The 23,616-nt window shown below is 60.7% G+C and carries 18 protein-coding genes and 1 pseudogene; 11 read left to right on the top strand and 8 right to left on the bottom strand.

Annotated elements, in window-relative coordinates:
• Nucleotides 1–11 precede the first annotated feature (11 nt).
• Entirely contained in the window at nt 12–659 is a 648-nt protein-coding gene (msrA, locus tag NQL71_RS11370; RefSeq protein WP_046819897.1) for a peptide-methionine (S)-S-oxide reductase MsrA, read from the top strand.
• Nucleotides 660–803: 144 nt separating this feature from the next.
• Here msrA and NQL71_RS11365 read toward each other — a convergent pair whose 3' ends face one another.
• From NQL71_RS11365 to putP, 3 genes are all read right to left on the bottom strand, one after another.
• A complete protein-coding gene (locus NQL71_RS11365) occupies nt 804–1,640 on the bottom strand; it encodes a 23S rRNA (adenine(2030)-N(6))-methyltransferase RlmJ (protein WP_008058214.1) in 837 nt (278 codons plus the stop codon).
• Between the two features lie 143 nt (nt 1,641–1,783).
• Nucleotides 1,784–2,080, bottom strand: coding sequence for a hypothetical protein (locus NQL71_RS11360; protein ID WP_274642657.1), 297 nt, complete (start codon nt 2,078–2,080; stop codon nt 1,784–1,786).
• 419 nt (nt 2,081–2,499) lie between these two features.
• The gene (gene putP, locus NQL71_RS11355) at nt 2,500–3,984 is read right to left on the bottom strand and encodes a sodium/proline symporter PutP (RefSeq protein ID WP_274642656.1); all 1,485 of its coding nucleotides are present in this window, start codon (nt 3,982–3,984) and stop codon (nt 2,500–2,502) included.
• A gap of 280 nt (nt 3,985–4,264) precedes the next feature.
• On the opposite strand from putP, the gene NQL71_RS11350 reads away from it, so the two are divergent.
• The 3 genes from NQL71_RS11350 (at nt 4,265) to NQL71_RS11340 (ending at nt 10,458) form a co-directional block, all read left to right on the top strand.
• Nucleotides 4,265–4,396: a hypothetical protein gene (locus tag NQL71_RS11350; protein ID WP_265183392.1), complete on the top strand. Its 132-nt coding sequence runs from the start codon at nt 4,265–4,267 to the stop codon at nt 4,394–4,396.
• A 51-nt stretch (nt 4,397–4,447) separates the two neighbouring features.
• Nucleotides 4,448–8,398, top strand: a complete 3,951-nt coding sequence (gene putA, locus NQL71_RS11345) for a trifunctional transcriptional regulator/proline dehydrogenase/L-glutamate gamma-semialdehyde dehydrogenase (protein WP_166618824.1) — start codon at nt 4,448–4,450, stop codon at nt 8,396–8,398.
• 257 nt (nt 8,399–8,655) lie between these two features.
• Nucleotides 8,656–10,458, top strand: a complete 1,803-nt coding sequence (locus NQL71_RS11340) for an acyl-CoA dehydrogenase (protein ID WP_274642655.1) — start codon at nt 8,656–8,658, stop codon at nt 10,456–10,458.
• 115 nt (nt 10,459–10,573) lie between these two features.
• Here the strand turns inward: NQL71_RS11340 and NQL71_RS36785 are convergent, their stop codons facing one another.
• The 4 genes and pseudogenes from NQL71_RS36785 to NQL71_RS11325 form a co-directional block, all read right to left on the bottom strand.
• A complete protein-coding gene (locus tag NQL71_RS36785; protein WP_415265100.1) occupies nt 10,574–11,305 on the bottom strand; it encodes a methyl-accepting chemotaxis protein in 732 nt (243 codons plus the stop codon).
• Nucleotides 11,306–11,437: 132 nt separating this feature from the next.
• A pseudogene (locus NQL71_RS36780) lies at nt 11,438–12,466 on the bottom strand (HAMP domain-containing protein); the annotation flags it as partial.
• Between the two features lie 145 nt (nt 12,467–12,611).
• Nucleotides 12,612–12,911 carry a cell division protein ZapA gene (locus NQL71_RS11330; RefSeq protein WP_046819903.1) on the bottom strand — a complete coding sequence of 100 codons (300 nt, stop codon included), beginning with the start codon at nt 12,909–12,911 and terminating at the stop codon, nt 12,612–12,614.
• A complete protein-coding gene (locus NQL71_RS11325) occupies nt 12,908–13,138 on the bottom strand; it encodes a hypothetical protein (RefSeq protein WP_046819963.1) in 231 nt (76 codons plus the stop codon). Before NQL71_RS11325 ends, NQL71_RS11330 begins: the two co-directional genes overlap by 4 nt.
• Before the next feature lie 300 nt (nt 13,139–13,438).
• Between NQL71_RS11325 and NQL71_RS11320 the strand changes: the two genes are divergently transcribed.
• The 4 genes from NQL71_RS11320 to trxC all read left to right on the top strand — a co-directional run bounded on the left by NQL71_RS11320 (nt 13,439) and on the right by trxC (nt 20,585).
• On the top strand, nt 13,439–15,181 hold the full coding sequence (locus NQL71_RS11320; protein ID WP_046819904.1) for a potassium/proton antiporter: 1,743 nt from the start codon (nt 13,439–13,441) through the stop codon (nt 15,179–15,181).
• Between the two features lie 34 nt (nt 15,182–15,215).
• On the top strand, nt 15,216–18,566 hold the full coding sequence (mscK, locus tag NQL71_RS11315) for a mechanosensitive channel MscK (protein WP_046819905.1): 3,351 nt from the start codon (nt 15,216–15,218) through the stop codon (nt 18,564–18,566).
• Nucleotides 18,567–18,614: 48 nt separating this feature from the next.
• Entirely contained in the window at nt 18,615–20,078 is a 1,464-nt protein-coding gene (gene selO / locus NQL71_RS11310; protein ID WP_077185426.1) for a protein adenylyltransferase SelO, read from the top strand.
• A gap of 72 nt (nt 20,079–20,150) precedes the next feature.
• The gene (gene trxC / locus NQL71_RS11305) at nt 20,151–20,585 is read left to right on the top strand and encodes a thioredoxin TrxC (RefSeq protein WP_077185427.1); all 435 of its coding nucleotides are present in this window, start codon (nt 20,151–20,153) and stop codon (nt 20,583–20,585) included.
• Between the two features lie 146 nt (nt 20,586–20,731).
• Here trxC and NQL71_RS11300 read toward each other — a convergent pair whose 3' ends face one another.
• Nucleotides 20,732–21,502: a ParA family protein gene (locus NQL71_RS11300; RefSeq protein ID WP_046819908.1), complete on the bottom strand. Its 771-nt coding sequence runs from the start codon at nt 21,500–21,502 to the stop codon at nt 20,732–20,734.
• A 344-nt stretch (nt 21,503–21,846) separates the two neighbouring features.
• Here NQL71_RS11300 and NQL71_RS11295 point away from each other — a divergent pair, with 344 nt between their 5' ends.
• The 3 genes from NQL71_RS11295 to NQL71_RS11285 are packed head-to-tail and all read left to right on the top strand — an operon-like array spanning nt 21,847 to nt 23,613.
• Nucleotides 21,847–22,572, top strand: coding sequence for a beta-ketoacyl synthase chain length factor (locus NQL71_RS11295; RefSeq protein WP_046819909.1), 726 nt, complete (start codon nt 21,847–21,849; stop codon nt 22,570–22,572).
• Nucleotides 22,548–23,360 carry a lysophospholipid acyltransferase family protein gene (locus tag NQL71_RS11290; protein WP_046819910.1) on the top strand — a complete coding sequence of 271 codons (813 nt, stop codon included), beginning with the start codon at nt 22,548–22,550 and terminating at the stop codon, nt 23,358–23,360. Before NQL71_RS11295 ends, NQL71_RS11290 begins: the two co-directional genes overlap by 25 nt.
• Nucleotides 23,338–23,613, top strand: coding sequence for a phosphopantetheine-binding protein (locus NQL71_RS11285; RefSeq protein ID WP_046819911.1), 276 nt, complete (start codon nt 23,338–23,340; stop codon nt 23,611–23,613). The genes NQL71_RS11290 and NQL71_RS11285 overlap by 23 nt, the downstream gene beginning before the upstream one ends.
• Nucleotides 23,614–23,616 lie beyond the last annotated feature (3 nt).

Here is a 23,616-nt window from a genome sequence, read left to right as displayed (position 1 = left end):
GAGGACTGAAGATGGTTCTGCGCTCGGAAATTCTGGTGAACAAAAACGTGCTCCCTACTAAAGAACAAGCTCTGCCTGGCCGCGAAACTCCCATGACCGTGCCGGAAAAACACTTCGTCCACGACGCCCCACTGCTGGGCCCGTTCTCGATGGACGTGGATTTCGCGATCTTCGGCCTTGGCTGCTTCTGGGGCGCGGAACGCAGGTTCTGGCAGCGTGAAGGCGTGGTCAGTACGGCCGTGGGTTACGCTGGCGGCTTCACCCCGAACCCGACTTACGAAGAAGTCTGCTCTGGCTTGACCGGTCATAGCGAAGTCGTGCTGGTGGTCTACGAGCCGGCAAAGGTCAGCTACGAAGCGCTGCTGAAGATGTTCTGGGAGCTGCACAACCCGACTCAGGGCATGCGCCAGGGCAATGACCTCGGCACCCAGTACCGCTCGGTGATCTACGCCACCAACCCGACCCAGCTGGAAGCCGCGAAAAAAAGCGCGCAGGTGTTCCAAGTCGAACTGACCAAGGCCGGCAAAGGCATCATCACCACCGAAATCGACGAAGCACCGACGTTCTTCTTCGCCGAGGCGTATCACCAGCAGTACCTGGCGAAAAACCCGGAAGGCTATTGCGGGATTGGCGGCACTGGCGTGACCTGCCCGATCTAACCGCTTGATCGTTCCCACGCTCCGCGTGGGAATGCAGCCAGGGACGCTCCGCGCCCCAAAAGCGTGACGCAGAGCGTCACATGAGGCATTCCCACGCGGAGCGTGGGAACGATCATCATGCAAAGCGTGGGAACGATCATCGCCTTATTCGGCAATCAACCAATCCATCCGCCACCCGCCCTGGGTCTGCCCAAGCTTCTCGGACAACCACGGCAGCAGCTCACGCAACTCTTCCTCCAGCCCCCACGGCGGATTGGCAATCGCCAGGCCAGAACCGTTCAGGCTGTTCGGCGTATCCAGCGGATGCACCAGCAACTCCACGCGCAACAACTTCGGCGCACCGGTACCAGCCAAATCTTGATAGAAGCGACGCAACGCGCGCTGATCCTTCACCGGGTACCAGATCGCCGCCACAGTCTGGCGCATCCGCCCAACCGCCTCTTTCAAGGACGCCGCGCAGCGCTGCATCTCGTCGAGCTTTTCAAACGGCGGATCGATCAACATCACCGCCCGCTTCTCCGGCACCGGCAGCAACGCCCGCGGCACATGCCAGCCTTCGCCAAGATGCACCTTGACCCGCCGATCACCGGCCATGTTGTCCTTGAGCAACAAGCCATCTTCCGGATGCTTCTCGTTGAGCAACACACGGTCCTGTGGACGAGTCAGGCGCCGCGCCAACTCCGGCGACCCCGGGTAATAGCGCAACTGGCCATCCGGGTTCATCTCGTGCAGCACCTGCATGTAATCAGCGGTCAGGATCGGCAGATCCGGCTGATCCCACAAACGCGCGATGCCCTCCAGGTACTCACCGGTACGGCTGGCCTGATCGCCTTGAAGGTCGTACAGACCAATGCCGGCGTGCGTATCGAGATAGGCAAACGGCTGCTCCTTGCGCGACATCAGGGCGATGAGGCGGGTCAAGGTCAGGTGTTTGAACACATCGGCGTGATTGCCGGCATGGAAGGCGTGGCGATAATTCATGGTTGCTCCTGCGAAGGCCGGCAAGTTTACCTTTTACCGGCCGGCAAGTCAGGAGCTCGCAGCCGAGTGGCCAACCCACCCCACTTCCTCCCCTGTGGAGCTGCCGAAGGCGGCGATCTTTTGATCTTGATCTTGTTGAATACCTACGCTCCCGTCGAAGGCCGCGCCCGCATTCGCCGTCCGACCACATCCAGCACGTCACAACCATCGCGCAACGGAATGGCGCAGAGCAAGGCAAAGTCGCTGAGGATGAAGGACTCGCACTCGATCGAACCGCGCATGGACAGGTTTTCAAGGACTTGGGTTACTGCGCGGATTCTGTAGTTTGCGGCGTCGGTGAGGATATCGAGTGGCGCGTGGGTGTCGACGAACAGCGTGGGCATGTCGGTGCAGTTGCTGGTCAATGCCATGAAGCGGTTATCGGGATGAATGGCTTTCATATTTTATCCTCTGGTAGAAGCGGGGCTACCATCGGCCTTCCTACGGGCTTGGGTGGCAGCCATACGCGGGGTAGGAATATCGAGACCAGAGAACTCGACCACGCCGAAGCGTGCCCGCGCACAGCCGCCGCAACAGATCTTACGGGTGCACGTTAGTGGCCGCAAATCAGTGTCGACGCCAAAGCGTTTCTTGGTCTTAACGGGTTCCTACACCCCACCACTGAATTGTCAGTGACTACCAAAGACTATCCACGAAACCCCAGCACCACCAGTTCATGGAAACCGCTACGTCTTGAAGGAAACGTCCTAGGACCTTGCCCGGAAATTTCGTAAGCCTGACGCCCTCAAAAAAAAACGGCCCGCCTCCTGCAGGAGACGGGCCGTTTTTTGCGAAAGCTCAGAGCCTCAGCTCTTCCCCATCACTTGTTCAGACGGAAATCCGCCTCGGCCGCAGCAAAGCGCTGCAGCATGCCGGCAGTCGGCGTGCCCAGCTTGCTGACGATGTAGATCGCCAGGCTGGCGAAGATGAAGCCAGGGATGATTTCGTACAGGCCCAGCAGTTCGAAGTGCTTCCAGACGATCACGGTGATCGCGCCGACCAGGATACCGGCCAGTGCGCCGTTGCGGGTCATGTCTTTCCAGATCACGGAGATCAGTACGACCGGGCCGAATGCAGCACCGAAACCAGCCCAGGCGTAGCTCACCAGGCCCAGTACGCGGTTTTCCGGGTTGGCTGCCATCGCGATGGCGATCAGGGCAACCAGCAGCACCATGGCACGGCCAACCCAGACCAGTTCAACCTGGGAAGCGGTTTTACGCAGGAAGGTCTTGTAGAAGTCTTCGGTCAGGGCGCTCGAGCACACCAGCAATTGGCAGCTCAGGGTGCTCATGACCGCCGCGAGGATGGCCGACAGCAAGACACCGGCGATCCACGGGTTGAACAGGATTTTCGCCAGTTCGATGAACACGCGCTCGTGGTTTTCGGTCACAGGACCGGCCACGTCAGGGTGTGCCGAGAAGTAAGCGATGCCGAAGAAGCCTACCGCCACGGTACCGCCCAGGCACAGGATCATCCAGGTCATGGAGATGCGACGGGCGTTGGCGATCGACTTCACGGAATCGGCCGCCATGAAACGCGCCAGGATGTGCGGCTGGCCGAAGTAGCCCAGGCCCCAGCCCATCAGCGAAATAATGCCGATGAACGTGGTGTTTTTCAGCATGTCGAAGTTGCTGGCGTCTTGCGCTTCGATGGCCAGGAACGTGGTGTCGACGCCACCGGTGGCCAAGAGCACGATGATCGGTGTCAGCAACAGGGCGAAGATCATCAGGGTCGCTTGTACGGTGTCAGTCCAGCTGACCGCCAGGAAACCGCCGACGAAGGTGTAGGCAATCGTCGCCGCAGCACCGGCCCACAGCGCAGTCTCGTAGGACATGCCGAAGGTGCTTTCGAACAGACGGGCGCCGGCCACGATGCCGGAAGCGCAATAGATGGTGAAGAACACCAGGATCACAACGGCGGAAATGATCCGCAGCAGGCCGCTTTTGTCTTCGAAACGGCTGGCAAAGTAGTCCGGCAGGGTCAGTGCATCACCGTTGTGCTCGGTTTGCACGCGCAGACGGCCGGCGACGAACAGCCAGTTCAGGTAAGCGCCGACGATCAGGCCGATGGCGATCCAGCTTTCGGATAGACCGGACATATAGATAGCGCCGGGCAAACCCATCAGCAACCAGCCGCTCATGTCGGAGGCACCGGCGGACAGTGCGGTCACCACGCTACCCAAGCTACGGCCGCCCAGGATGTAGTCGGAAAGGTTGTTGGTGGAGCGATAGGCCATCAAGCCGATCAGCACCATTGCTGCGATGTAGATCACGAACGTGATCAGGGTTGGATTGCTTACGCTCATTTAAGTGACGCCCTGGCTTTGTTTTTATGTAGCGGCGGCTGGTGAACCGCTCGCAAACGCATACGTTTGACAGACGATCCGGATTCCCGCGCATTTATGACTGATGTTTCCCCAGGAAAGCCATCAGCCGGAGCACCTGAACCAAAGTTCGGGTTGCACCTAGGGCGCGAATGCTATTCAACAAAGCAAATAAGGTGCAACCAGTTTCTCCAGAATAAGTTGCACCCAGTCGGAAATAAGTTTGAAACCCGGTTTTTTGCTGCTTTTCGGAGCAAGGACGATGCTCAGCCAACTCAAAAAGCACCAAGCAGAAGCAGCACTTGCGTACCAGAAATTTTTTCCTGACGAGCTGCGTAACATTCCGACAAAAAAAGGGTTGCACCCGGTTGCACCTCTCTCGGTGCGCGGCTAATCTTGCCGCCAGCTGATGCCACGCAGTCGTGGCAAACATGAGGATAAAAACATGGCTACCACCACCCTTGGGGTCAAACTTGACGACCCGACCCGCGAACGCCTCAAGGCTGCCGCGACCTCGATTGATCGCACGCCGCACTGGCTGATCAAGCAGGCAATCTTCAATTACCTGGAAAAACTCGAGGGTGGTGCAACCCTGTCCGAGCTGAACGGTTTGACCAAGGATTCCGACGACAGCGTCGACGCGCCTCTGGATCACGCCCACCAGTGCTTCCTCGAATTCGCCGAAAGCATCCTGCCGCAATCGGTCCTGCGCGCATCGATCACCGCCGCCTACCGTCGCCCTGAGCCGGAAGTGGTACCGATGCTGATCGAGCAGGCACGCCTGCCGGCGCCGATGGCCGAAGCCACTAACAAGCTCGCTGCCTCGATTGCTGAAAAACTGCGCAACCAGAAGAGCGCTGGCGGACGTGCCGGGATCGTCCAAGGCCTCTTGCAGGAATTCTCCCTGTCGTCCCAGGAAGGCGTGGCACTGATGTGCCTGGCCGAAGCGCTGCTGCGCATCCCGGACAAAGGCACCCGTGATGCCCTGATCCGCGACAAGATCAGCACCGGCAACTGGCACCCGCACCTAGGCAACAGCCCGTCGCTGTTCGTCAACGCGGCGACCTGGGGCCTGCTGCTGACCGGCAAGCTGGTGTCCACGCACAATGAAGCCGGCCTGACGTCTTCCCTGAGCCGCATCATCGGCAAGAGCGGCGAGCCGATGATCCGCAAGGGCGTCGACATGGCCATGCGCCTGATGGGCGAGCAGTTCGTCACCGGCGAAACCATTGCCGAAGCCCTGGCCAACGCCAGCAAGTTCGAAGCCAAGGGTTTCCGCTACTCCTACGACATGCTCGGTGAAGCGGCACTGACCGAGCACGATGCACAGAAGTACCTGGCCTCGTACGAACAAGCCATCCATTCGATCGGCAAAGCCTCCCACGGCCGTGGGATTTATGAAGGCCCTGGCATCTCGATCAAGCTGTCCGCCCTGCACCCACGCTACAGCCGTGCGCAGTACGAGCGCGTGATGGACGAGCTGTACCCGCGCCTGCTGTCGCTGACCCTGCTGGCCAAGCACTACGACATCGGCCTGAACATCGACGCCGAAGAAGCCGACCGCCTGGAGTTGTCGCTGGATTTGCTCGAGCGCCTGTGCTTCGAGCCACAACTGACTGGCTGGAATGGTATCGGTTTCGTCATCCAGGCTTATCAGAAGCGTTGCCCGTATGTGATCGACTACGTGATCGACTTGGCTCGCCGCAGCCGTCATCGCCTGATGATCCGCCTGGTAAAAGGCGCGTACTGGGACAGCGAGATCAAGCGTGCCCAGGTCGAAGGCCTGGAAGGCTATCCGGTCTACACCCGCAAGGTGTACACCGACGTTTCCTACATCGCTTGCGCGCGCAAACTGCTGTCGGTACCGGAAGTCATCTACCCGCAGTTCGCCACGCACAACGCCCACACCCTGTCGGCCATTTATCACATCGCCGGTCAGAACTATTACCCGGGCCAGTACGAGTTCCAGTGCCTGCACGGCATGGGTGAACCGCTGTACGAACAGGTTGTAGGCAAAGTCTCCGAAGGCAAGCTGAACCGTCCGTGCCGCGTGTACGCTCCGGTCGGCACCCACGAAACCCTGCTGGCGTACCTGGTACGTCGCCTGCTGGAAAACGGCGCGAACACTTCGTTCGTCAACCGTATTGCCGACCAGTCGATTTCGATCCAGGAACTGGTGGCCGATCCGGTAGCCAGCATCGAGCAGATGGCGACCGTGGAAGGTGGCTTCGGCCTGCCGCACCCGCGCATTCCGCTGCCGCGTGACCTGTACGGTTCCGAGCGCGCCAACTCCAGCGGCATCGACATGGCCAACGAACATCGCCTGGCGTCCCTGTCCTGCGCCTTGTTGGCCACTGCGCACAACCACTGGAAAGCGGCGCCGATGCTCGGTTGCGCCTCCAGCAGCGAAACCCCGGCACCCGTCCTGAACCCGTCCGACCTGCGTGACGTGGTCGGCCATGTACAGGAAGCGACCGTCGAAGACGTCGACAACGCGATCCAGTGCGCCTTGAACGCCGCACCGATCTGGCAGGCCACCCCGCCGGCCGAACGCGCCGCGATCCTGGAACGCGCCGCCGACCTGATGGAAGGTGAGATCCAGCCGCTGATGGGCCTGCTGGCTCGCGAAGCCGGCAAGACCTTCGCCAACGCCATCGCCGAAGTGCGTGAAGCCGTGGACTTCCTGCGTTATTACGCGGTGCAGGCACGCAACGATTTCACCAATGACGCTCACCGCCCGCTGGGTCCGGTGGTGTGTATCAGCCCGTGGAACTTCCCGCTGGCGATCTTCAGTGGCCAAGTGGCTGCTGCGCTGGCCGCCGGTAACCCTGTATTGGCCAAGCCTGCGGAACAAACGCCGCTGGTCGCGGCGCAAGCCGTGCGTCTGCTGCTCGAAGCCGGCATTCCGGAAGGCGTGCTGCAACTGCTGCCGGGTCGCGGTGAAACCGTCGGTGCCGGCCTGGTAGGCGACGATCGCGTCAAAGGCGTGATGTTCACCGGCTCCACCGAAGTGGCGCGCCTGCTGCAACGCAACATTGCCGGTCGCCTCGACAGCCAGGGTCGTCCGATTCCGCTGATCGCCGAAACCGGTGGCCAGAACGCGATGATCGTCGACTCTTCGGCACTGACCGAACAGGTGGTGATCGACGTGGTGTCGTCGGCCTTCGACAGCGCCGGCCAACGTTGCTCGGCCCTGCGCGTGCTGTGCCTGCAGGAAGATTCCGCCGACCGTGTGATCGAAATGCTCAAGGGCGCAATGGCTGAAAGCCGCCTCGGCAACCCTGAGCGCCTGTCCGTGGACATCGGCCCGGTGATCGACGCCGAAGCCAAGGCTGGCATCGAGAAGCACATCCAGGCCATGCGCGACAAAGGTCGCAGCGTGTACCAGGTGGCCATCGCCGACGCCGAAGAAGTCAAACGCGGCACCTTCGTGATGCCGACGCTGATCGAACTGGAAAGCTTCGACGAACTGCAACGGGAGATCTTCGGCCCGGTGCTGCACGTGGTGCGCTACAAGCGCAAGGACATCGATCAACTGATCGCCCAGATCAACGCCTCCGGCTACGGTCTGACGCTGGGCGTACACACCCGCATCGACGAGACCATCGCCAAGGTGATCGACAACGTCAATGCCGGTAACGTCTACGTGAACCGCAACATCGTGGGTGCCGTGGTCGGCGTACAACCGTTCGGCGGCGAAGGCCTGTCGGGTACTGGCCCGAAAGCCGGTGGCCCGCTGTACCTGTACCGCCTGCTGTCGACCCGTCCTACCGATGCGATCGAACAATCCTTCGCCCGTGGCGACGCGATTGCCGCACCGGACGTTCGTCTGCGCGACGCCATGAGCAAACCGCTGACGGCCCTGAAAGCCTGGGCCGACAGCAACAAGTTCGCCGACCTGAGCACCCTGTGCGTGCAGTTCGCCGCACAATCGCAAAGCGGTATCACCCGCGTGTTGGCCGGCCCGACCGGCGAGCGCAACAGCTATGCGATCCTGCCGCGCGAGCACGTGCTGTGCCTGGCGGAAGTCGAAGGCGACCTGCTGACGCAACTGGCGGCGGTATTGGCTGTCGGCGGTTCGGCGGTATGGCCGGAAGCCGAGCTGACCAAGGCCTTGTTCGCCCGTCTGCCGAAAGACATTCAGGCACGCATCAAGTTGGTGTCCGACTGGAACAAAGACGAAGTGGTGATTGATGCGGTTCTGCATCACGGCCATTCCGACCAGTTGCGCGCGGTGTGCCAGCAGGTTGCCAAGCGTGCCGGCGCCATTGTCGGTGTGCAGGGCTTGTCGCAGGGTGAGACCAACATTGCGTTGGAGCGCCTGGTGATCGAGCGGGCGTTGAGCGTTAATACCGCGGCGGCGGGGGGCAATGCCAGTCTGATGACGATCGGTTAAAACCGAGGCCAGGCACCTGTAATGACTGCCTGGCTCAGCAACAATCCCTGTGGGAGCGAGCCTGCTCGCGAAGACGGAGTGTCAGTCGACTTCAATGTTTCTGACACACCGCCTTCGCGAGCAAGCCCGCTCCCACATTTGGTTTGTGGTGTTGGCTAAGTCGCTGCGCTGCCCGACTATCACGCTCATCAATCATGCTATTCAGCGTTAATTCACCGAACTAGACTCGGCCCATCCCAATAAAAAGGTAGGCCGCCATGTCCGAGACGCTGCTCAGTTCCCGCAATCTGGCTTTCGAGCTGTATGAAGTCCTCGATGCCGAGGGCCTGACCCAGCGTGAGCGTTTCGCCGAACACAATCGCGAAACCTTCGATGCCGCACTCGGCACCGCCCGAAACATTGCCGAGAAGTTCTTCGCGCCGCACAACCGCAAGGGCGACGAGAACGAGCCGCGCTATGAGGACGGCAAGGCGATCCTGATTCCGGAAGTGAAACCGGCGGTGGATTCCTTCCTCGAAGCCGGCTTTCTCAATGCCGCGCGCAGTTTCGAGGCCGGGGGCATGCAACTGCCGACATTAGTGTCACAGGCCTGCTTCGCACACTTTCAATCAGCCAACGCGGCGACGACTTCGTACCCCTTCCTGACCATGGGCGCGGCGAACCTGATCGAAAGTTTCGGCACCGAAGAGCAGAAGCGCCGCTTCCTGCAACCGATGATCGACGGGCGTTTCTTCGGCACCATGGCCCTGACCGAGCCCCATGCAGGTTCATCGCTGTCGGACATTCGTACACGGGCCGAGCCCGCGTCGGACGGCACTTATCGACTCAAGGGCAACAAGATCTTCATTTCCGGCGGCGATCATCCGCTGTCGGAAAACATCGTGCACATGGTCCTGGCCAAGCTGCCGGATGCACCCGCCGGGGTGAAAGGCATTTCGCTGTTCATCGTGCCCAAGTTCCTGGTCAACGATGATGGCAGCCTCGGCAAACGCAATGACGTGCTGCTGGCAGGGTTGTTTCACAAGATGGGCTGGCGTGGCACCACGTCCACCGCGCTGAACTTCGGCGATAACGGCGAGTGTGTCGGCTATCTGGTGGGCAAGCCGCACCACGGTTTGAGCTATATGTTCCAGATGATGAACGAAGCGCGAATCGGCGTTGGCATGGGTGCGGTGATGCTGGGTTATGCCGGCTACCTGTATTCCCTGGAGTACGCCCGCGAGCGGCCGCAGGGTCGCGTGCCGGACAGCAAGGACCCGAATACCGCGCCGGTGGCGATCATCCAGCACGCCGACGTTAAACGCATGCTGCTGACACAGAAGGCTTACGTCGAAGGTTCGTTTGACCTGGGGCTCTACACCGCCCGCCTGTTCGACGACACCACCACCCTCGAGACCGAAACCGAACGCAAGCAGGCCCATGAACTGCTGGACCTGCTGACGCCCATCGCCAAATCCTGGCCGTCGGAGTTTTGCCTGAAAGCCAACGAGCTGGCGATCCAGATCCTCGGCGGTCACGGTTATACCCGCGAATATCCGGTGGAACAGTACTACCGCGACAACCGCCTCAACCCGATCCACGAAGGTACCCACGGCATCCAGTCGCTGGACCTGCTGGGTCGCAAACTGGCACAGAACGGCGGTGCGGGACTCAAGCAACTGACCCGCCTGATCGCCAACACCACCGAACGCGCGCAGGCATATGAATCGCTGACCCCATTGCGAGAACCACTGGAGAAACTGGTGGCGCGCCTGCATACCGTGACCATTGGCTTGCTGACCGATCTGGCCCAGGGCAAGGTCAACACCAGCCTGGCGAATTCGGCGCTGTACCTGAAAGTGTTCGGCCACATGGTGATTGGCTGGCGCTGGCTGGAACAGGCGATTCGCGCCGAGGAAGGGCTGGCCAAGGGCAATACGGCGGATGTGAGCTTCTATAAAGGCAAGCTGCAGGCGGCGCGCTACTTCCTGACGTGGGAAGTGCCGGGTTGCCATCATGAGCTGGCGATTCTTGAAGCGCGGGATGATGTTTGCCTGGGCATGCAGGATGAGTGGTTCTGATCCAAATCTTGAGGTGCAGCTGAAATCCATTCGCGAGCAAGCCCGCTCCCACAGTTGAAATGCGATCCACTGTGGGAGCGGGCTTGCTCGCGAAGAGGCCCGCACCGACAACCCATCAGCTCAGGCGAAACCCACCCATCTGCCGAGCCAGGTCATCCGCCAACCGCTGCAACGTCTGGCAATCCTCCCGACAAGCCCTGACCTCCCCCGCCGTCGCCCGCGCCAGATCGGAAATTCCCTGCACGTTGCGATTGATCTCCTCGGTCACCGCCGACTGCTCTTCCGTGGCCGTCGCCACTTGGTGGTTCATGTCGCTGATGCGTTCCACCTGCCCCGTAATCGCTGTCAACGAGGCCCCGGTACGCTGGCTCGACTCAACCCCCGTGCCCGTGGCCGCTTGCCCGGAATGCATCGACGACACCGCATTTTCCGCTCCCTGCTTGAGGCTGCCGATCATCTGCTGGATCTCATCGGTGGACGCCTGGGTACGTCGAGCCAAGGTGCGCACTTCATCGGCCACTACCGCAAACCCGCGCCCCATATCCCCGGCCCTCGCGGCCTCGATGGCGGCGTTGAGCGCCAGCAGGTTGGTCTGTTCGGAAATCCCGCGAATCACCGCCAACACCTGATCGATCGATGCCACCTGATTGGCCAACTCGCCCACGGCGCTGGCGGCGACACCGATTTCGTCGGACATGCTTTCAATGTGGCGGATCGAACCGCCAACCACTTCCCGCGCCTGCATGGCTTCGTCCCGAGCGTTTTGCGAAGCGACGGCCGCGTTGCCGGCGTTTTGCGCAATTTCCTGCACGGTCAGGCCCATTTCGTGGACAGCGGTGGCGACCATGTCAGTCATCTCCTGCTGGCGCCCGGAACGCTCGGCGGTGTTGTCCACCACCCGCGCTACCTGGCCGACAGCGGTACGCAAACGGTCGCTGGTGGCCAGCACTTCACTGATCATTTCGCGCTGGCTTTCAAGGAACCGATTGAACCCGCGAGCCAGATCGCCCAGCTCGTCGGCGCGGCTGGAATCCAGCCGATGGGTCAAATCTCCACCACCGCTACCGATGGCCACCAGCGCCGCTGTTACTTGACGAATCGGCCGTACCAACCCACGGGCCAGCAATACCACCAGCAACAGGCACACCAGTGCCACCGCCAGGCCGATACCGCCGCTCATCCACATGGCGCGACGGGCCTCGGCGTAGATTTGCGATTGTGGCACTTCGGCCACCAGCGTCCAGCCGAGATCGCGCAGCGGCAAGCTCAACGCCAGATAATCTTCGCCCTCACGCACAAAACTACTGTGGGTGGCGTTATTTTGACCCATCACCGCTTGGGCTGCCGTGGCACCAACCTGCTCCGCCAACGTGCGCTTGCCACTGAATTGCGCCTCGGGGTGTACCTGGATCAAACCGTCGGAACGCACGAGATAGACCTTGCCACGCTCACCGAAGCTGAAGTTGTGAATCAGCTCCGACAGCTCTTTCATGCTCAGGCCCAGCCCGGCAACGCCCACGACTTTCCCGGCCTTCTCGACTTTAAGGTCGATGAACAGCGCCAATTCTCCGGTGGCCGAGTCATTGTCGATATTGAGGGTGCGCGGCTGGTCGCTGTCGAGGAACGCATAGAACCAGGCGTCTTTGGGATTGGAACGACTGAGGGTCCGGTCCAGGCCTTTTTCGTTGAAATAGTGGTTGGACGCCGTTCCGACCATCAACGCGGTAAAGGCTTTGTGTTCGGCGCGCACGCCTTCAAGGTAAGTGGTGAAGGTGCCAGCCTGGGCACTGTCTTCACCCGCGGCCAGCCAGTCGCGCACCATGCTGTTGCTGGCGATGTCCTTGGCGGCGGTGAGGGGTTGAACGAGGATGCGTTCGATGTCGTTGCGCATCGCTTCGATGCTCGACGGCAGGGCCTGTTCGACCAGATAGCGCTGGGCCAGGCGGTTGACCACCAGGGTATACACGCCAACCACGATCACAATGCTGACCAGCAGGGCGGTGCCCATGCTCAGGATCAACTGCCACTGAATACTGCGTCGCCAGAACTGCATGGAGCACCCCCAAAGAATAAGAGGCTGAAACACTGCAACAGCCGTGCCGATTGTATACAACTAAACCGACAATTTATTCTTTGGTTGTGCGCAAAGCCGATCAGGCCTGATTGATCGTCTTGGAGATCACTTCAACCGTGGCGCTGACTTGCTCTTGGTAACGGTCGAGTTCCTGCTTGTGCTGCTTTTGCATTTCGATCTGCTGGGAACACAGATTCATCGCCGCCAGCACCAGCAGTCGGTCACCGATCAGGGTCGGGTACTTCTTTTTGGTGTCGGCCAGGGCAGCCTTCAACATCAACGCAGCGTCCAACAGGGTCTGTTCTTCCCCGGCCGGTGCCTTGATCGAATAGTCTTCCCCCAGGATCGAGACGACTTTCACACCTGGGCCGTAACTCATGCGTTGACAGGGCCAGCGCTGACGCGCTCAACCAAAGCCTGGATGCGTGCCACCGTGGCGCCTTGTTTCTCTTCCTGTTCCATCAGGCTCAGTTGCAGGCTTTCGTTTTCGTCCTTGGCCTGGGCCAGTTCGGCGCTCAGGGCCTGGTTGGTACCGACCAACGCTTGGTTCTGTTGCACCAGATCGCTGACCAGTTGTTCCAATTGGCTTAGGGATGCTTCCAACATTTTGATTTTCCGGGCGTTTTCAAAGGGCGCGTACGATAAAGAAAAGTCACCGGGGATGCCAGGGTTATACAGGCGCAAGGCCTTGATTTTCCTGACCAGTGACCATTCTCGCGAACTGTAGAGACTGTGATAGGACAATCTGGTTCCTGCACTTCGTCGCCCCGGTGGAAATCACCGATCGCCAGCCGGGTAACCCTGCAAAGCTTTTTGACAGCATCACATTTCAACAGGTTAGAATCACTGGCACGCAGACTGCATGGTCAGTTTGTGCCCGCTTTCCAGCCTTCCGGAGTACTGCCTTTGAATGCGACGACCATCAACAGCCTGTTCTTGATCGGCGCGTTGCTGGTAGGTGCAAGCATTCTGGTGAGTTCACTTTCGTCCCGCCTCGGCATCCCGATCCTGGTGATCATCCTGGCCGTGGGCATGGCGGCCGGCGTCGATGGCGGCGGCATTATCTTCGACAACTACCCCACCGCCTATCTGGTCGGCAACCTGGCACTGGCAGTGATCCTGCTGGACGGCGGCCTGCGTACCCGCGTGTCGAGTTTCCGCGTGGCGTTATGGCCGGCGCTTTCGCTGGCCACGGTCGGGGTGTTGATCACCACCGGGCTGACCGGCATGGCCGCGGCCTGGCTGTTCGACCTGAACCTGATCCAGGGCCTGCTGATCGGCGCCATCGTCGGTTCCACCGACGCCGCGGCGGTGTTTTCGCTGCTGGGTGGCAAAGGCCTGAACGAACGGGTGACGGCCAGCCTGGAGATCGAATCCGGCAGCAACGACCCGATGGCGGTGTTCCTCACTGTGACCCTGATCGACATGCTTGCCAGTGGCCAGACCGGCCTGCACTGGAGCCTGCTGACTCACCTGCTGCGCGAGTTCGGCATCGGCGGTGTGATCGGCCTCGGCGGTGGCTGGCTGATGTTGCAACTGGTCAACCGGATCAACCTGGCCACCGGTCTCTATCCGATATTGGTCATTGCCGGCGGCCTGGTGGTATTCGCCCTGACCAACGCCCTGCATGGCAGCGGCTTCCTGGCCGTGTACCTGTGCGGCCTGGTCATCGGTAACCGGCCGGTGCGCAGCCGCCATGGCATTTTGCACATGCTCGACGGCATGGCCTGGCTGGCGCAGATCGGCATGTTCCTGGTGCTGGGGCTGCTGGTCACGCCCCACGACCTGTTGCCGATTGCGTTGCCGGCGCTGGGCCTGGCGCTGTGGATGATCCTGTTTGCCCGGCCGTTGTCGGTGATGGTGGGCCTGCTGCCGTTCAAGGCGTTTCACGGGCGCGAGAAGGCGTTCATTTCCTGGGTTGGGCTGCGCGGTGCGGTTCCGATCATTCTGGCGGTGTTCCCGCTGATGGCGGGCCTGCCCAATGCCCAACTGTACTTCAACCTCGCCTTCTTCATCGTGCTGGTGTCGCTGCTGGTGCAAGGCACAAGCCTGCCGTGGATCGCCAAGTTATTGAAGGTGACCGTGCCGCCCGAGCCGGCTCCGATCTCCCGCTCGGCCCTGGAAGTGCACGTCACCAGCGAGTGGGAACTGTTCGTTTATCGTCTCGGCGCCGAAAAATGGTGCATCGGCTCGCCCCTTCGCGAACTGAAAATGCCGGAAGGCACGCGCATCGCCGCCCTGTTTCGTGGCCAGCAACTGCTCCATCCGTCGGGTAGTACGGTGCTCGAAGTCGATGATTTGCTGTGTGTCATCGGCCATGAACACAACCTGGCGGCCCTCGGAAAACTGTTCAGCCAGGCACCTCAACGCGGCCTCGATTTGCGTTTCTTCGGCGACTTCGTACTCGAGGGAGACGCCCAGCTGGCCGCGGTTGCTGCCCTGTACGGGTTGAAGGTCGAAGGTATCGATCCGAGCATGTCGCTGGGGCACTTCATTGCCCAGAAGGTAGGCGGTGCACCCGTGGTCGGTGACCAGGTGGAATGGAACAACACCATCTGGACCGTCGCGGTCATGGACGGGAACAAGATCGGCAAAGTGGGCGTCAGATTCCCCGAAGGAAGTCGCCCGGGTCCGGGACTCTTCCTCTAAACTCCATTCTTCGTCTCGTTTTCGATCGGTCACTATGTCAAGCCTGCGCACCTTTTTCGTCATGGTCCTTTTGGGCCTGAGCCTCTCTGTCGGTACATTACAAGCAGCCGAACCGCCCACCCGCGAATCCGTACAGGCGAGCCTGGACAAGATCGCCGATCGCAAACTGCCGGAAGCCGATCAAAAGGCCCTGCAGTCGGTCCTGCAAAGCACGCTGACACAGCTCAACAACCAGCGCGATTATGAGCAGAAGCTGGTCGACCTCAAGCAACAACTGGCGACCGCTCCCAAACTGACCATCGAGAACCAGCGTGAACTGGCCCGCCTCAAGGCCAGCAGCGTGGTACCGGTGGCGCAACGCTTTGCCAAAGAGTCGATTCAGCAACTTGAGCAATTGCTCACCGAGCGTGCGACCCAGCAAAGCGATCTGCAAAAAGCCCTGGGCGATGCCAACAGCCTGATCATTACCGCCCAGACTCGCCCCGAACGCGCCCAGGCGGAAATTTCCGCCAGCCAGACGCGCATCCAGCAGATCAACAATATCCTCAAGGCCGGTAAGGACGCCGGCAAGGCCCTGAGCGCCGAGCAGCGCGACCAGCTCAATGCCGAGCTCTCGGCATTGAACGCCTTGATCCCGCTGCGCCGCCAGGAACTGGCCGGCAACACCCAACTGCAAGACCTGGGTAACAGCCAGCATGATCTGTTATCGGAAAAATCCGATCGCCTGGATCAGGAAATCCAGGAGCTGCAAAACCTGATCAACCAGAAACGCCTCGCGCAGTCTCAGGAAACAGTCACCCAGCAATCGATCGAAGCACAGAAGGCCGGCGGCAGCAGCCTGCTGGCCATCGAAAGCACGGCCAACCTGAAGCTCTCGGACTACCTGCTCAAAAGCACCGACCGCCTCAACGAAGTCACCCAGAAAAACCTGCAGACCAAGCAACAACTGGACAGCCTGACCCAGAGCGATTCAGCCCTGGATGAACAGATCAACGTGCTCAAAGGCAGCCTGCTGCTCTCCAAGATTCTCTACAAACAGAAACAGGCCTTGCCACGCCTTCGGGTCGACCGTGACCTGGCCGACCAGATCGCCGACATTCGCCTGTATCAGTTCGAAGTCAGCCAGCAACGGGAGCTGCTCAGCAACCCGGCCACCTACGTCGACAACCTGCTGTCGACCCAGCCGCCGGAGCAAGTTACACCGCAGCTGCGCAAAAGCCTGCTGGAGCTGGCCACCACCCGCGCCGACCTGCTGGAACGGCTGAACCGCGAACTGAGCGCGGTGCTCAACGAATCCATCACCCTGCAACTCAATCAGAAGCAACTGCTCAGCACTGCGCAAAGCCTGCGGGCGACACTCGATGAGCAGATGTTCTGGATTCCCAGCAACAAGCCGCTGGATCTGGAGTGGATGCGCGCTGTACCGGAACGCCTGAACCGCCAGGTCGACACCCTGCCCTGGGCCTCGAGCCTGAGTGAACTGGTCGACGGCCTGACCCAGCGCCCCCTGCTGTTCCTGCCGCTGGCCCTGCTGATTGGTGCACTGCTGTGGCGCCGCAAGCAGCTGTATGCCCGCCTGAACAAGGTCCACCAGGACATCGGCCACTTCAAGCGTGACAGCCAGTGGCACACCCCCCAGGCTATTTTGATCAATATCCTGTTGGCGATGCCGGTGTCGCTGGGCCTCGCGCTGTGTGGCCTGGCCCTGCAAATCGACGCCCGCGGGCAGAACGCGAGCATGGGCGCGGCACTGCTGCAGATGGCCGGAGCCTGGCTGGTGTTCTACACCGCCTACCGCATCCTCGCGCCCGGTGGCGTAGCGGAACTGCATTTCCGCTGGGAAAAGCCCCAGGTCGAATTCCTCCGCGGCTGGGTCCGCCGCCTTGGCATGGTGGTGATGGCTTTGGTCACCGTAGTGGCGGTGGCGGAACTGCAACCGGCGGCATTGGCCGATGACGTGCTCGGCATGCCGGTGGTGCTGATCTGCTACGCCTTGATGACCTGGCTGCTCAGCCGCCTGTTGATCAGCAGCCCGACCCACGAAAACGCCTCGCTGTTCCGCAAGGTCCTGGGCATTGGGTTTACCGCGTTGCCCATCGCGCTGTTCGTGGCCGTGTGCTTTGGCTACTACTACACCGCGCTCAAGCTCAGTGACCGACTGATCAATACCCTCTACCTGCTGATGTTCTGGCTGGTGATCGAAGCGACCTTCGTGCGCGGCCTGAGCGTGGCGGCACGCCGCCTGGCTTACCAGCGCGCCCTGGCCAAACGCCAGGCAGCGAAAGAGGCCGGCGAGGGCGAAGCGGTCATCGAAGAACCGACGATGGACATCGAGAAGGTCAACGAACAATCCCTGCGCCTGATCCGCCTGGCGCTGCTGGGCGGTTTCATCGCCGCACTGTACTGGGTCTGGGCCGACCTGATCACGGTGTTCTCGTACCTGGACAACGTCACGCTCTACGAATACACCAGCGGTACCGGCGCCAACATGAGCATGGTGCCGATCAGCATTGGCGACATGCTCGGCGCGCTGATCATCATCGGCATCACCTTCGCCCTGGCGCGCAACCTTCCGGGCTTGCTGGAAGTGTTCGTGCTGTCGAAGCTGAACCTGGCCCAGGGCAGCGCCTACGCCACCACCACGCTGCTGTCCTATGTGATCGCCGGTGTCGGTTTCGTCTCGACCCTGTCGACTCTCGGTGTGAGCTGGGACAAGTTGCAATGGCTGGTCGCGGCGCTGTCGGTTGGCCTTGGTTTCGGCATGCAGGAGATCTTCGCCAACTTCATCTCCGGCATCATGATCCTGTTCGAACGCCCAGTGCGGATTGGCGACACCATCACCATCGGCAACCTGTCCGGTACGGTGAGCAAGATACGCATCCGCGCCACCACCATCACCGACTTCGACCGCAAGGACATCATTGTCCCGAACAAGACATTCATTACCGGGCAACTGATCAACTGGTCGCTGACCGACACCATCACTCGAGTGACGCTCAAGCTCGGGGTCGACTACGGCTCGGACCTGGACCTGGTGAAAGAACTGCTGTTGAAAGCCGCGCGGGAAAACCCGCGGGTGCTCAAGGAACCCGAGCCGCACGTGTATTTCCTGAACTTCGGTGAGAGCACCCTTGACCACGAACTGCGCATGCATGTGCGCGACCTGGGTGACCGCAACCCGGTGCTTGATGAGGTCAACCGCTTTATCAACCGAGAGTTCAAGAAGCAGCACATCAACATCTCGTTCCGCCAGATGGAGGTCTACCTCAAGAATCTCCACGGCCAGGAATACAAGATGGTGCCGATCGAGCCGGAAGCGAAAACCATCGTTCCACTGGTCGATGGCAAACCGGCGCAAGAGCCGCCCGCCGCCAAACTCGACTAACTGGCCATTCCCCAGCAGAATGCTCGGACATTCTGCTGGAGCCGGCCCTTGAAAGCCCTCGACGAACTGACCTTCGACAACCGCTTCGACCGCCTGGGCGATGCATTTTCTGCCCACGTGCTGCCCGAACCTATCGATAACCCACGCTTGGTAGTCGCAAGCCCGGCTGCCATGGCGTTACTCGACCTCGACCCCGCCGTGGCCGAAACCCCAGAGTTCGCCGAGCTGTTCAGCGGCCACAAACTCTGGGCCGACGCGATCCCCAGGGCGATGGTCTATTCCGGTCATCAGTTCGGCTCCTACAACCCGCAACTGGGCGACGGTCGCGGCCTGTTGCTGGGCGAGGTGTACAACGAGGCCGGCGAACACTGGGACCTGCACCTCAAGGGCGCGGGCCAAACACCCTTTTCGCGCATGGGCGATGGCCGCGCGGTGCTGCGCTCCTCGATCCGCGAGTTCCTCGCCTCCGAAGCCCTGCACGCCCTGAACATCCCGACGACCCGGGCGCTGTGCGTGATCGGCTCCGACACCCCGGTCTGGCGTGAAAAACAGGAACGCGCGGCCATGGTCCTGCGCCTGGCTCCGAGCCATGTGCGCTTTGGGCATTTCGAATATTTCTACTACACCAAGCGCCCCGAGCAGCAGAAAGTGCTGGGTGAGCATGTGCTGGCCATGCACTTTCCCGAGTGCCTGGAACAACCGGAACCGTACCTGGCGATGTTCCGTGAAATCGTCGAGCGCAACGCCGAACTGATCGCCAAGTGGCAGGCCTACGGGTTCTGCCACGGGGTGATGAACACCGACAACATGTCGATCCTCGGCATCACTTTCGACTTCGGCCCGTTCGCCTTCCTTGACGACTTCGACGCCAACTTCATCTGCAACCACTCCGATGACCAGGGTCGCTATTCCTTCAGCAACCAGGTGCCGATCGGCCAATGGAACCTCAGCGCCCTGGCCCAAGCCCTGACGCCGTTCATCAGCGTCGAGGCGCTGCGTGAAACCCTCGGGCTATACCTGCCGCTATTCCAGGCCCATTACCTGGACCTGATGCGCCGGCGCCTGGGCCTGACTACCGCCGAGGACGACGACCAGAAGCTGCTGGAGCATCTGCTGCAACTGATGCAGAACAGCGGCGTCGACTACAGCCTGTTCTTCCGCCGCCTGGGCGAAGACTCACCCCAAGCGGCTATCGCTCGTTTGCGCGATGACTTCGTCGACCTCAAGGGCTTCGATGCCTGGGGCGAGCTCTATGTCGCCCGCGTGGCCCGTGAAGGCGAGGTGGATCAGGAGGAGCGTCGCAAGCGGATGCATGCCGTGAATCCGCTGTACATCCTGCGCAACTACCTGGCGCAGAAGGCCATCGATGCGGCGCAAAGTGGCGACTACTCGGAAGTTCGCCGACTGCACGCCGTGCTGAGCAAGCCGTTCGAGGAACAACCGGGGATGGAAAGCTACGCCGAACGGCCACCGGAGTGGGGCAAGCATCTGGAGATCAGTTGTTCGTCGTGAGGTGCCACGCGATTGAAAATCCGAGCGGGTGGCTCCAGATAAGGATTACTCGCTTCTCACTGGATATACCTCATGACTGAACCACTCCTCATCCCCTGCCCCCACTGTAACGGCCTCAACCGTATTCCCGCCGAGCGCCTGGGCGACCATCCGAAATGCGGACGCTGCAAGGCCGAGGTCCTGCTGAACAAGCCTTTCGAACTCAAGCAAGGCGATTACTCCAGCCAGATCAAGGGCGATCTGCCGCTGCTGGTGGATGTGTGGGCGGACTGGTGCGGGCCGTGCAAGTCGTTTGCGCCGGTGTTCGAGCAGGCGGCGGCTCAATTGGTGGGCAAATGCCGGCTGGCCAAGCTGGACAGCGAGGCGAACCAGCAACTGTCGGCGCAATTGGGCATTCGCTCGATTCCGAGCCTGATTCTGTTCAAGAACGGCCGGGAAGTTGCCCGCCAGAACGGAGCCTTCCCGTTACCGCAGTTGATGAGCTGGTTGCGTAGCCAAGGTATCTGACAGCGTTCCTGAACGCGCCACCATTAAAAAATGTGGGAGCGGGCTTGCTCGCGAAATGCGGCTTTACAGTCAAAGACGATGTCGACTGAGGGGACGCTTTCGCGAGCAAGCCCGCTCCCACATTGGTTCTGCGTTAACAAATGGAATCAGGAGTTTTCCAGCAAGTTGTGCAATTCGACAAACTGCTGCGTCAGCTTGTGCCGCGGGTCGAAATGAATCAGCGGCGTATTCGCCTGGTGGGATTCGCGCATGCGCACCGAGCTGGCCAGGTACACCGGCAGTACCGGCAGCCCTTCGGCGATCAGTTCATCGAGGATTTGCTGGGGCAGGCTGGCACGGGCCTGGAACTGGTTGACGACGATGCCTTCGACTTCCAGCCCTTCGTTATGGTCTTCCTTGAGCTCCTCGATTTCCGCCAGTACGCCGTAAAGCGCCTGCCGCGAGAAACTGTCGCAATCAAAGGGAATGAGCACACGATCGGCGGCAATTAGTGCCGAAATGGCATAAAAATTCAAAGCGGGAGGTGTATCGAGATAAATCCGGTCGTAGTCCTCGCTTAGCTCCTCAAGCAATTTACGCAGTTTGTTGATCTTGTGCTTGGCCTCGAGCTTGGGCTGCAGGTCCGCCAATTCGGCGGTAGCGGTCACGACATGGAGGTTGTCGAACGGCGTTTCATAGATATCGACCTGGTTCTTCCTGGAAAAAGGCCCGGAAGACAGGGTCTGCTTGAAGAAATCGGCAATACCCATCGGGATATCGTCACCGGTGAGTCCCGTCAGGTACTGAGTGGAGTTGGCCTGGGCGTCGAGATCGACCAACAGGGTCCGATAGCCCTCGCTGGCGCTGACTGCCGCCAGATTGCAGGCAATACTGGATTTGCCCACGCCACCTTTCTGATTGAACACCACGCGCCGCATTGCAAAACCTCCGTGTATCAAAGAATGATCGAGTGTAGTGGTCCTCGGCATGGCTTCGCTAGCTCACAGACACATGGACTACCCGGTCATCGGCCTTTTCTTTGGGAAAAAGCTGATGACGCCTCGATGAGCCGGGAGCAAAGCCGACAGACGGCCCACCAAATTGTGAATGATTGCCAATCGTTCAGTTTTTGCGAACTGACCGCCGGGCAAAATGGAACCAGTATTTGCTACCGGTTCGTCGCACCGGGATAATGCGCACCACTCGGCGCCAAGCGCCACGTAGGGTGTGCCGTGCCAATGCGCCACTCACCGCGTCAGGAAGCCTGCAAGGGCGGGATTGAATGTCTGTGATCAACTTCAACATCGCCCAGTGGCGCGCTTGGGCCCCGGGGCTTGAAAGCGTGGATGACTGGCAGGACTGGTGCCGGCAACCCTCGATGTTGCCGGACAGCGATGCCGCACCCGATGTCTCGTTCCTGCCGGCCATGCAGCGTCGGCGGCTCAGCCGTCTGGCGCGGATGGCGTTCAGTGTCGGCTGGCCATTGGCCGAAGGTCGTCAGGACCTGCCATTGGTTTTTGTTTCCCGTCACGGCGAAACCCCACGCACTTTCGACATACTCAGCGATCTGGCCGTCGACCAGCCGCTGTCGCCGACCCAGTTCAGCCTGTCGGTGCATAACGCGATCATCGGCCTGTGGTCGATCATGCGCGGTGAAACCAGTGAAATGACCGCCCTGGCCGCCGCTGGCGATGGCCTTGAGTACGGCATGCTGGAGGCCGCGGCCCTGTTGGCTGAAGGCTCGCCCGCAGTATTGCTGGTAGTCACCGAAGAGCAGCCGCCCCAGGCCTATTCGACCTGGATCGACGATGTGCCCTTCCCCTATGCCGTCGGCCTGCTGATTACCCCGGGAAATGACTGGCAGCTGTCCCTGAACAGCGCCACGGATGCGTTGTCCAAAGCTCGCTGGCCTCACGCACTGAATCTGTTGTGCACGCTGCTCGGCCCGCAGACCACCTGCCAACATGCCTGGAAAAATCGTGTATGGACCTGGCAACGCAAACCGTGATTGAAAAAAACCGCGATGCCTATTACTGGCGTCTGCTGGCCACTGCCGCGAGCTTTGCCCTTTTCGGGTTGGGTGGCCTGTGCCTGCGCCTGGTGATTTTCCCGCTGCTTGCGTGCCTTCCGGGTGATGCCCGGACCCACCGGTTGCGGGCGCGACAAACCGTCAGTCGCTGCTTCTGGCTTTTCGTGCGCTTCATGGCCCGAACCGGCGTGCTGACCTATGAGATTCAAGGTGCGGACAAACTCGGGCGACCGGGCCAGATGATCGTTGCCAATCATCCATCGCTGATCGATGTGGTGTTCCTGATCGGTCTGGTCCCGCACGCCAACTGCGTGGTCAAGCAAAGCCTTTGGGATAACCCGTTCACTCGCACCCCCCTGCGTCGCACCGAGTACATCAGCAACGACGGCAACATGGACATGCTCGATGCCGCCGCCGATGCGCTCAAGCAAGGCCAGTCGCTGATCATCTTTCCCGAAGGTACTCGCACCCAGCCTGGCCAGGCACCTGCCTTTCATCGGGGTGGAGCGGCAATAGCCGTGCGTGGTGCGAAAATCCTCACCCCTGTGGTGATCAAGGTCAGCCCGACCACATTGACCAAGGCCGAGCCGTGGTATCGGATACCCAAGCGCCGCGTACACTTCAGTTTCCGCGTCGGGGCCGACATAGACCCACAAGCCTTTGCCGCGCTAGGCCCGGCCCCCCAGGCCTCGCGCAAGCTCAACGACTATTTGCATGCCTATTTCATTAAGGAGCTCGCCGAAGATGAGCGATCTGAAGACCGCTAGCCTGCTGCATGACATAAAACAGCTGATCATCGACGCCCTGGGCCTCGAAGACATCAGCCCCGACGACATCGGCGACAACCAGACGCTGTTCGGCGAAGGCCTGGGCCTGGACTCGGTGGACGCCCTGGAACTCGGCCTGGCCATCCAGAAAAAATACGGCATCAAGATCGATGCCGACGCCAAGGACACGCGCAATCACTTCAGTAACGTGGCGAGCCTTGCGGCCTTCGTCACTGCAAAACAGGCAGCTTGAGAC

Origin of the sequence: Pseudomonas serbica (assembly GCF_028823535.1) — a bacterium.
Classification (GTDB): domain Bacteria; phylum Pseudomonadota; class Gammaproteobacteria; order Pseudomonadales; family Pseudomonadaceae; genus Aquipseudomonas; species Aquipseudomonas serbica.
This window is presented reverse-complemented; position numbering and strand designations above follow the sequence as displayed.

Bases quoted from the DNA above. Each gene is read 5' to 3' on its own strand.
- NQL71_RS11300 (WP_046819908.1), bottom strand. From the start codon at position 21,502: ATGCGGCGCGTGGTGTTCAATCAGAAAGGTGGCGTGGGCAAATCCAGT.
- trxC (WP_077185427.1), top strand. From the start codon at position 20,151: ATGACTGAACCACTCCTCATCCCCTGCCCCCACTGTAACGGCCTCAAC.
- NQL71_RS11340 (WP_274642655.1), top strand. From the start codon at position 8,656: ATGTCCGAGACGCTGCTCAGTTCCCGCAATCTGGCTTTCGAGCTGTAT.
- NQL71_RS11295 (WP_046819909.1), top strand. From the start codon at position 21,847: ATGTCTGTGATCAACTTCAACATCGCCCAGTGGCGCGCTTGGGCCCCG.
- putP (WP_274642656.1), bottom strand. From the start codon at position 3,984: ATGAGCGTAAGCAATCCAACCCTGATCACGTTCGTGATCTACATCGCA.
- NQL71_RS11360 (WP_274642657.1), bottom strand. From the start codon at position 2,080: ATGAAAGCCATTCATCCCGATAACCGCTTCATGGCATTGACCAGCAAC.
- putA (WP_166618824.1), top strand. From the start codon at position 4,448: ATGGCTACCACCACCCTTGGGGTCAAACTTGACGACCCGACCCGCGAA.
- NQL71_RS36785 (WP_415265100.1), bottom strand. From the start codon at position 11,305: ATGGTCGCCACCGCTGTCCACGAAATGGGCCTGACCGTGCAGGAAATT.
- NQL71_RS11365 (WP_008058214.1), bottom strand. From the start codon at position 1,640: ATGAATTATCGCCACGCCTTCCATGCCGGCAATCACGCCGATGTGTTC.
- NQL71_RS11350 (WP_265183392.1), top strand. From the start codon at position 4,265: ATGCTCAGCCAACTCAAAAAGCACCAAGCAGAAGCAGCACTTGCGTAC.
- msrA (WP_046819897.1), top strand. From the start codon at position 12: ATGGTTCTGCGCTCGGAAATTCTGGTGAACAAAAACGTGCTCCCTACT.
- NQL71_RS11330 (WP_046819903.1), bottom strand. From the start codon at position 12,911: ATGAGTTACGGCCCAGGTGTGAAAGTCGTCTCGATCCTGGGGGAAGAC.
- NQL71_RS11290 (WP_046819910.1), top strand. From the start codon at position 22,548: ATGGACCTGGCAACGCAAACCGTGATTGAAAAAAACCGCGATGCCTAT.
- mscK (WP_046819905.1), top strand. From the start codon at position 15,216: ATGTCAAGCCTGCGCACCTTTTTCGTCATGGTCCTTTTGGGCCTGAGC.
- NQL71_RS11325 (WP_046819963.1), bottom strand. From the start codon at position 13,138: ATGTTGGAAGCATCCCTAAGCCAATTGGAACAACTGGTCAGCGATCTG.
- NQL71_RS11285 (WP_046819911.1), top strand. From the start codon at position 23,338: ATGAGCGATCTGAAGACCGCTAGCCTGCTGCATGACATAAAACAGCTG.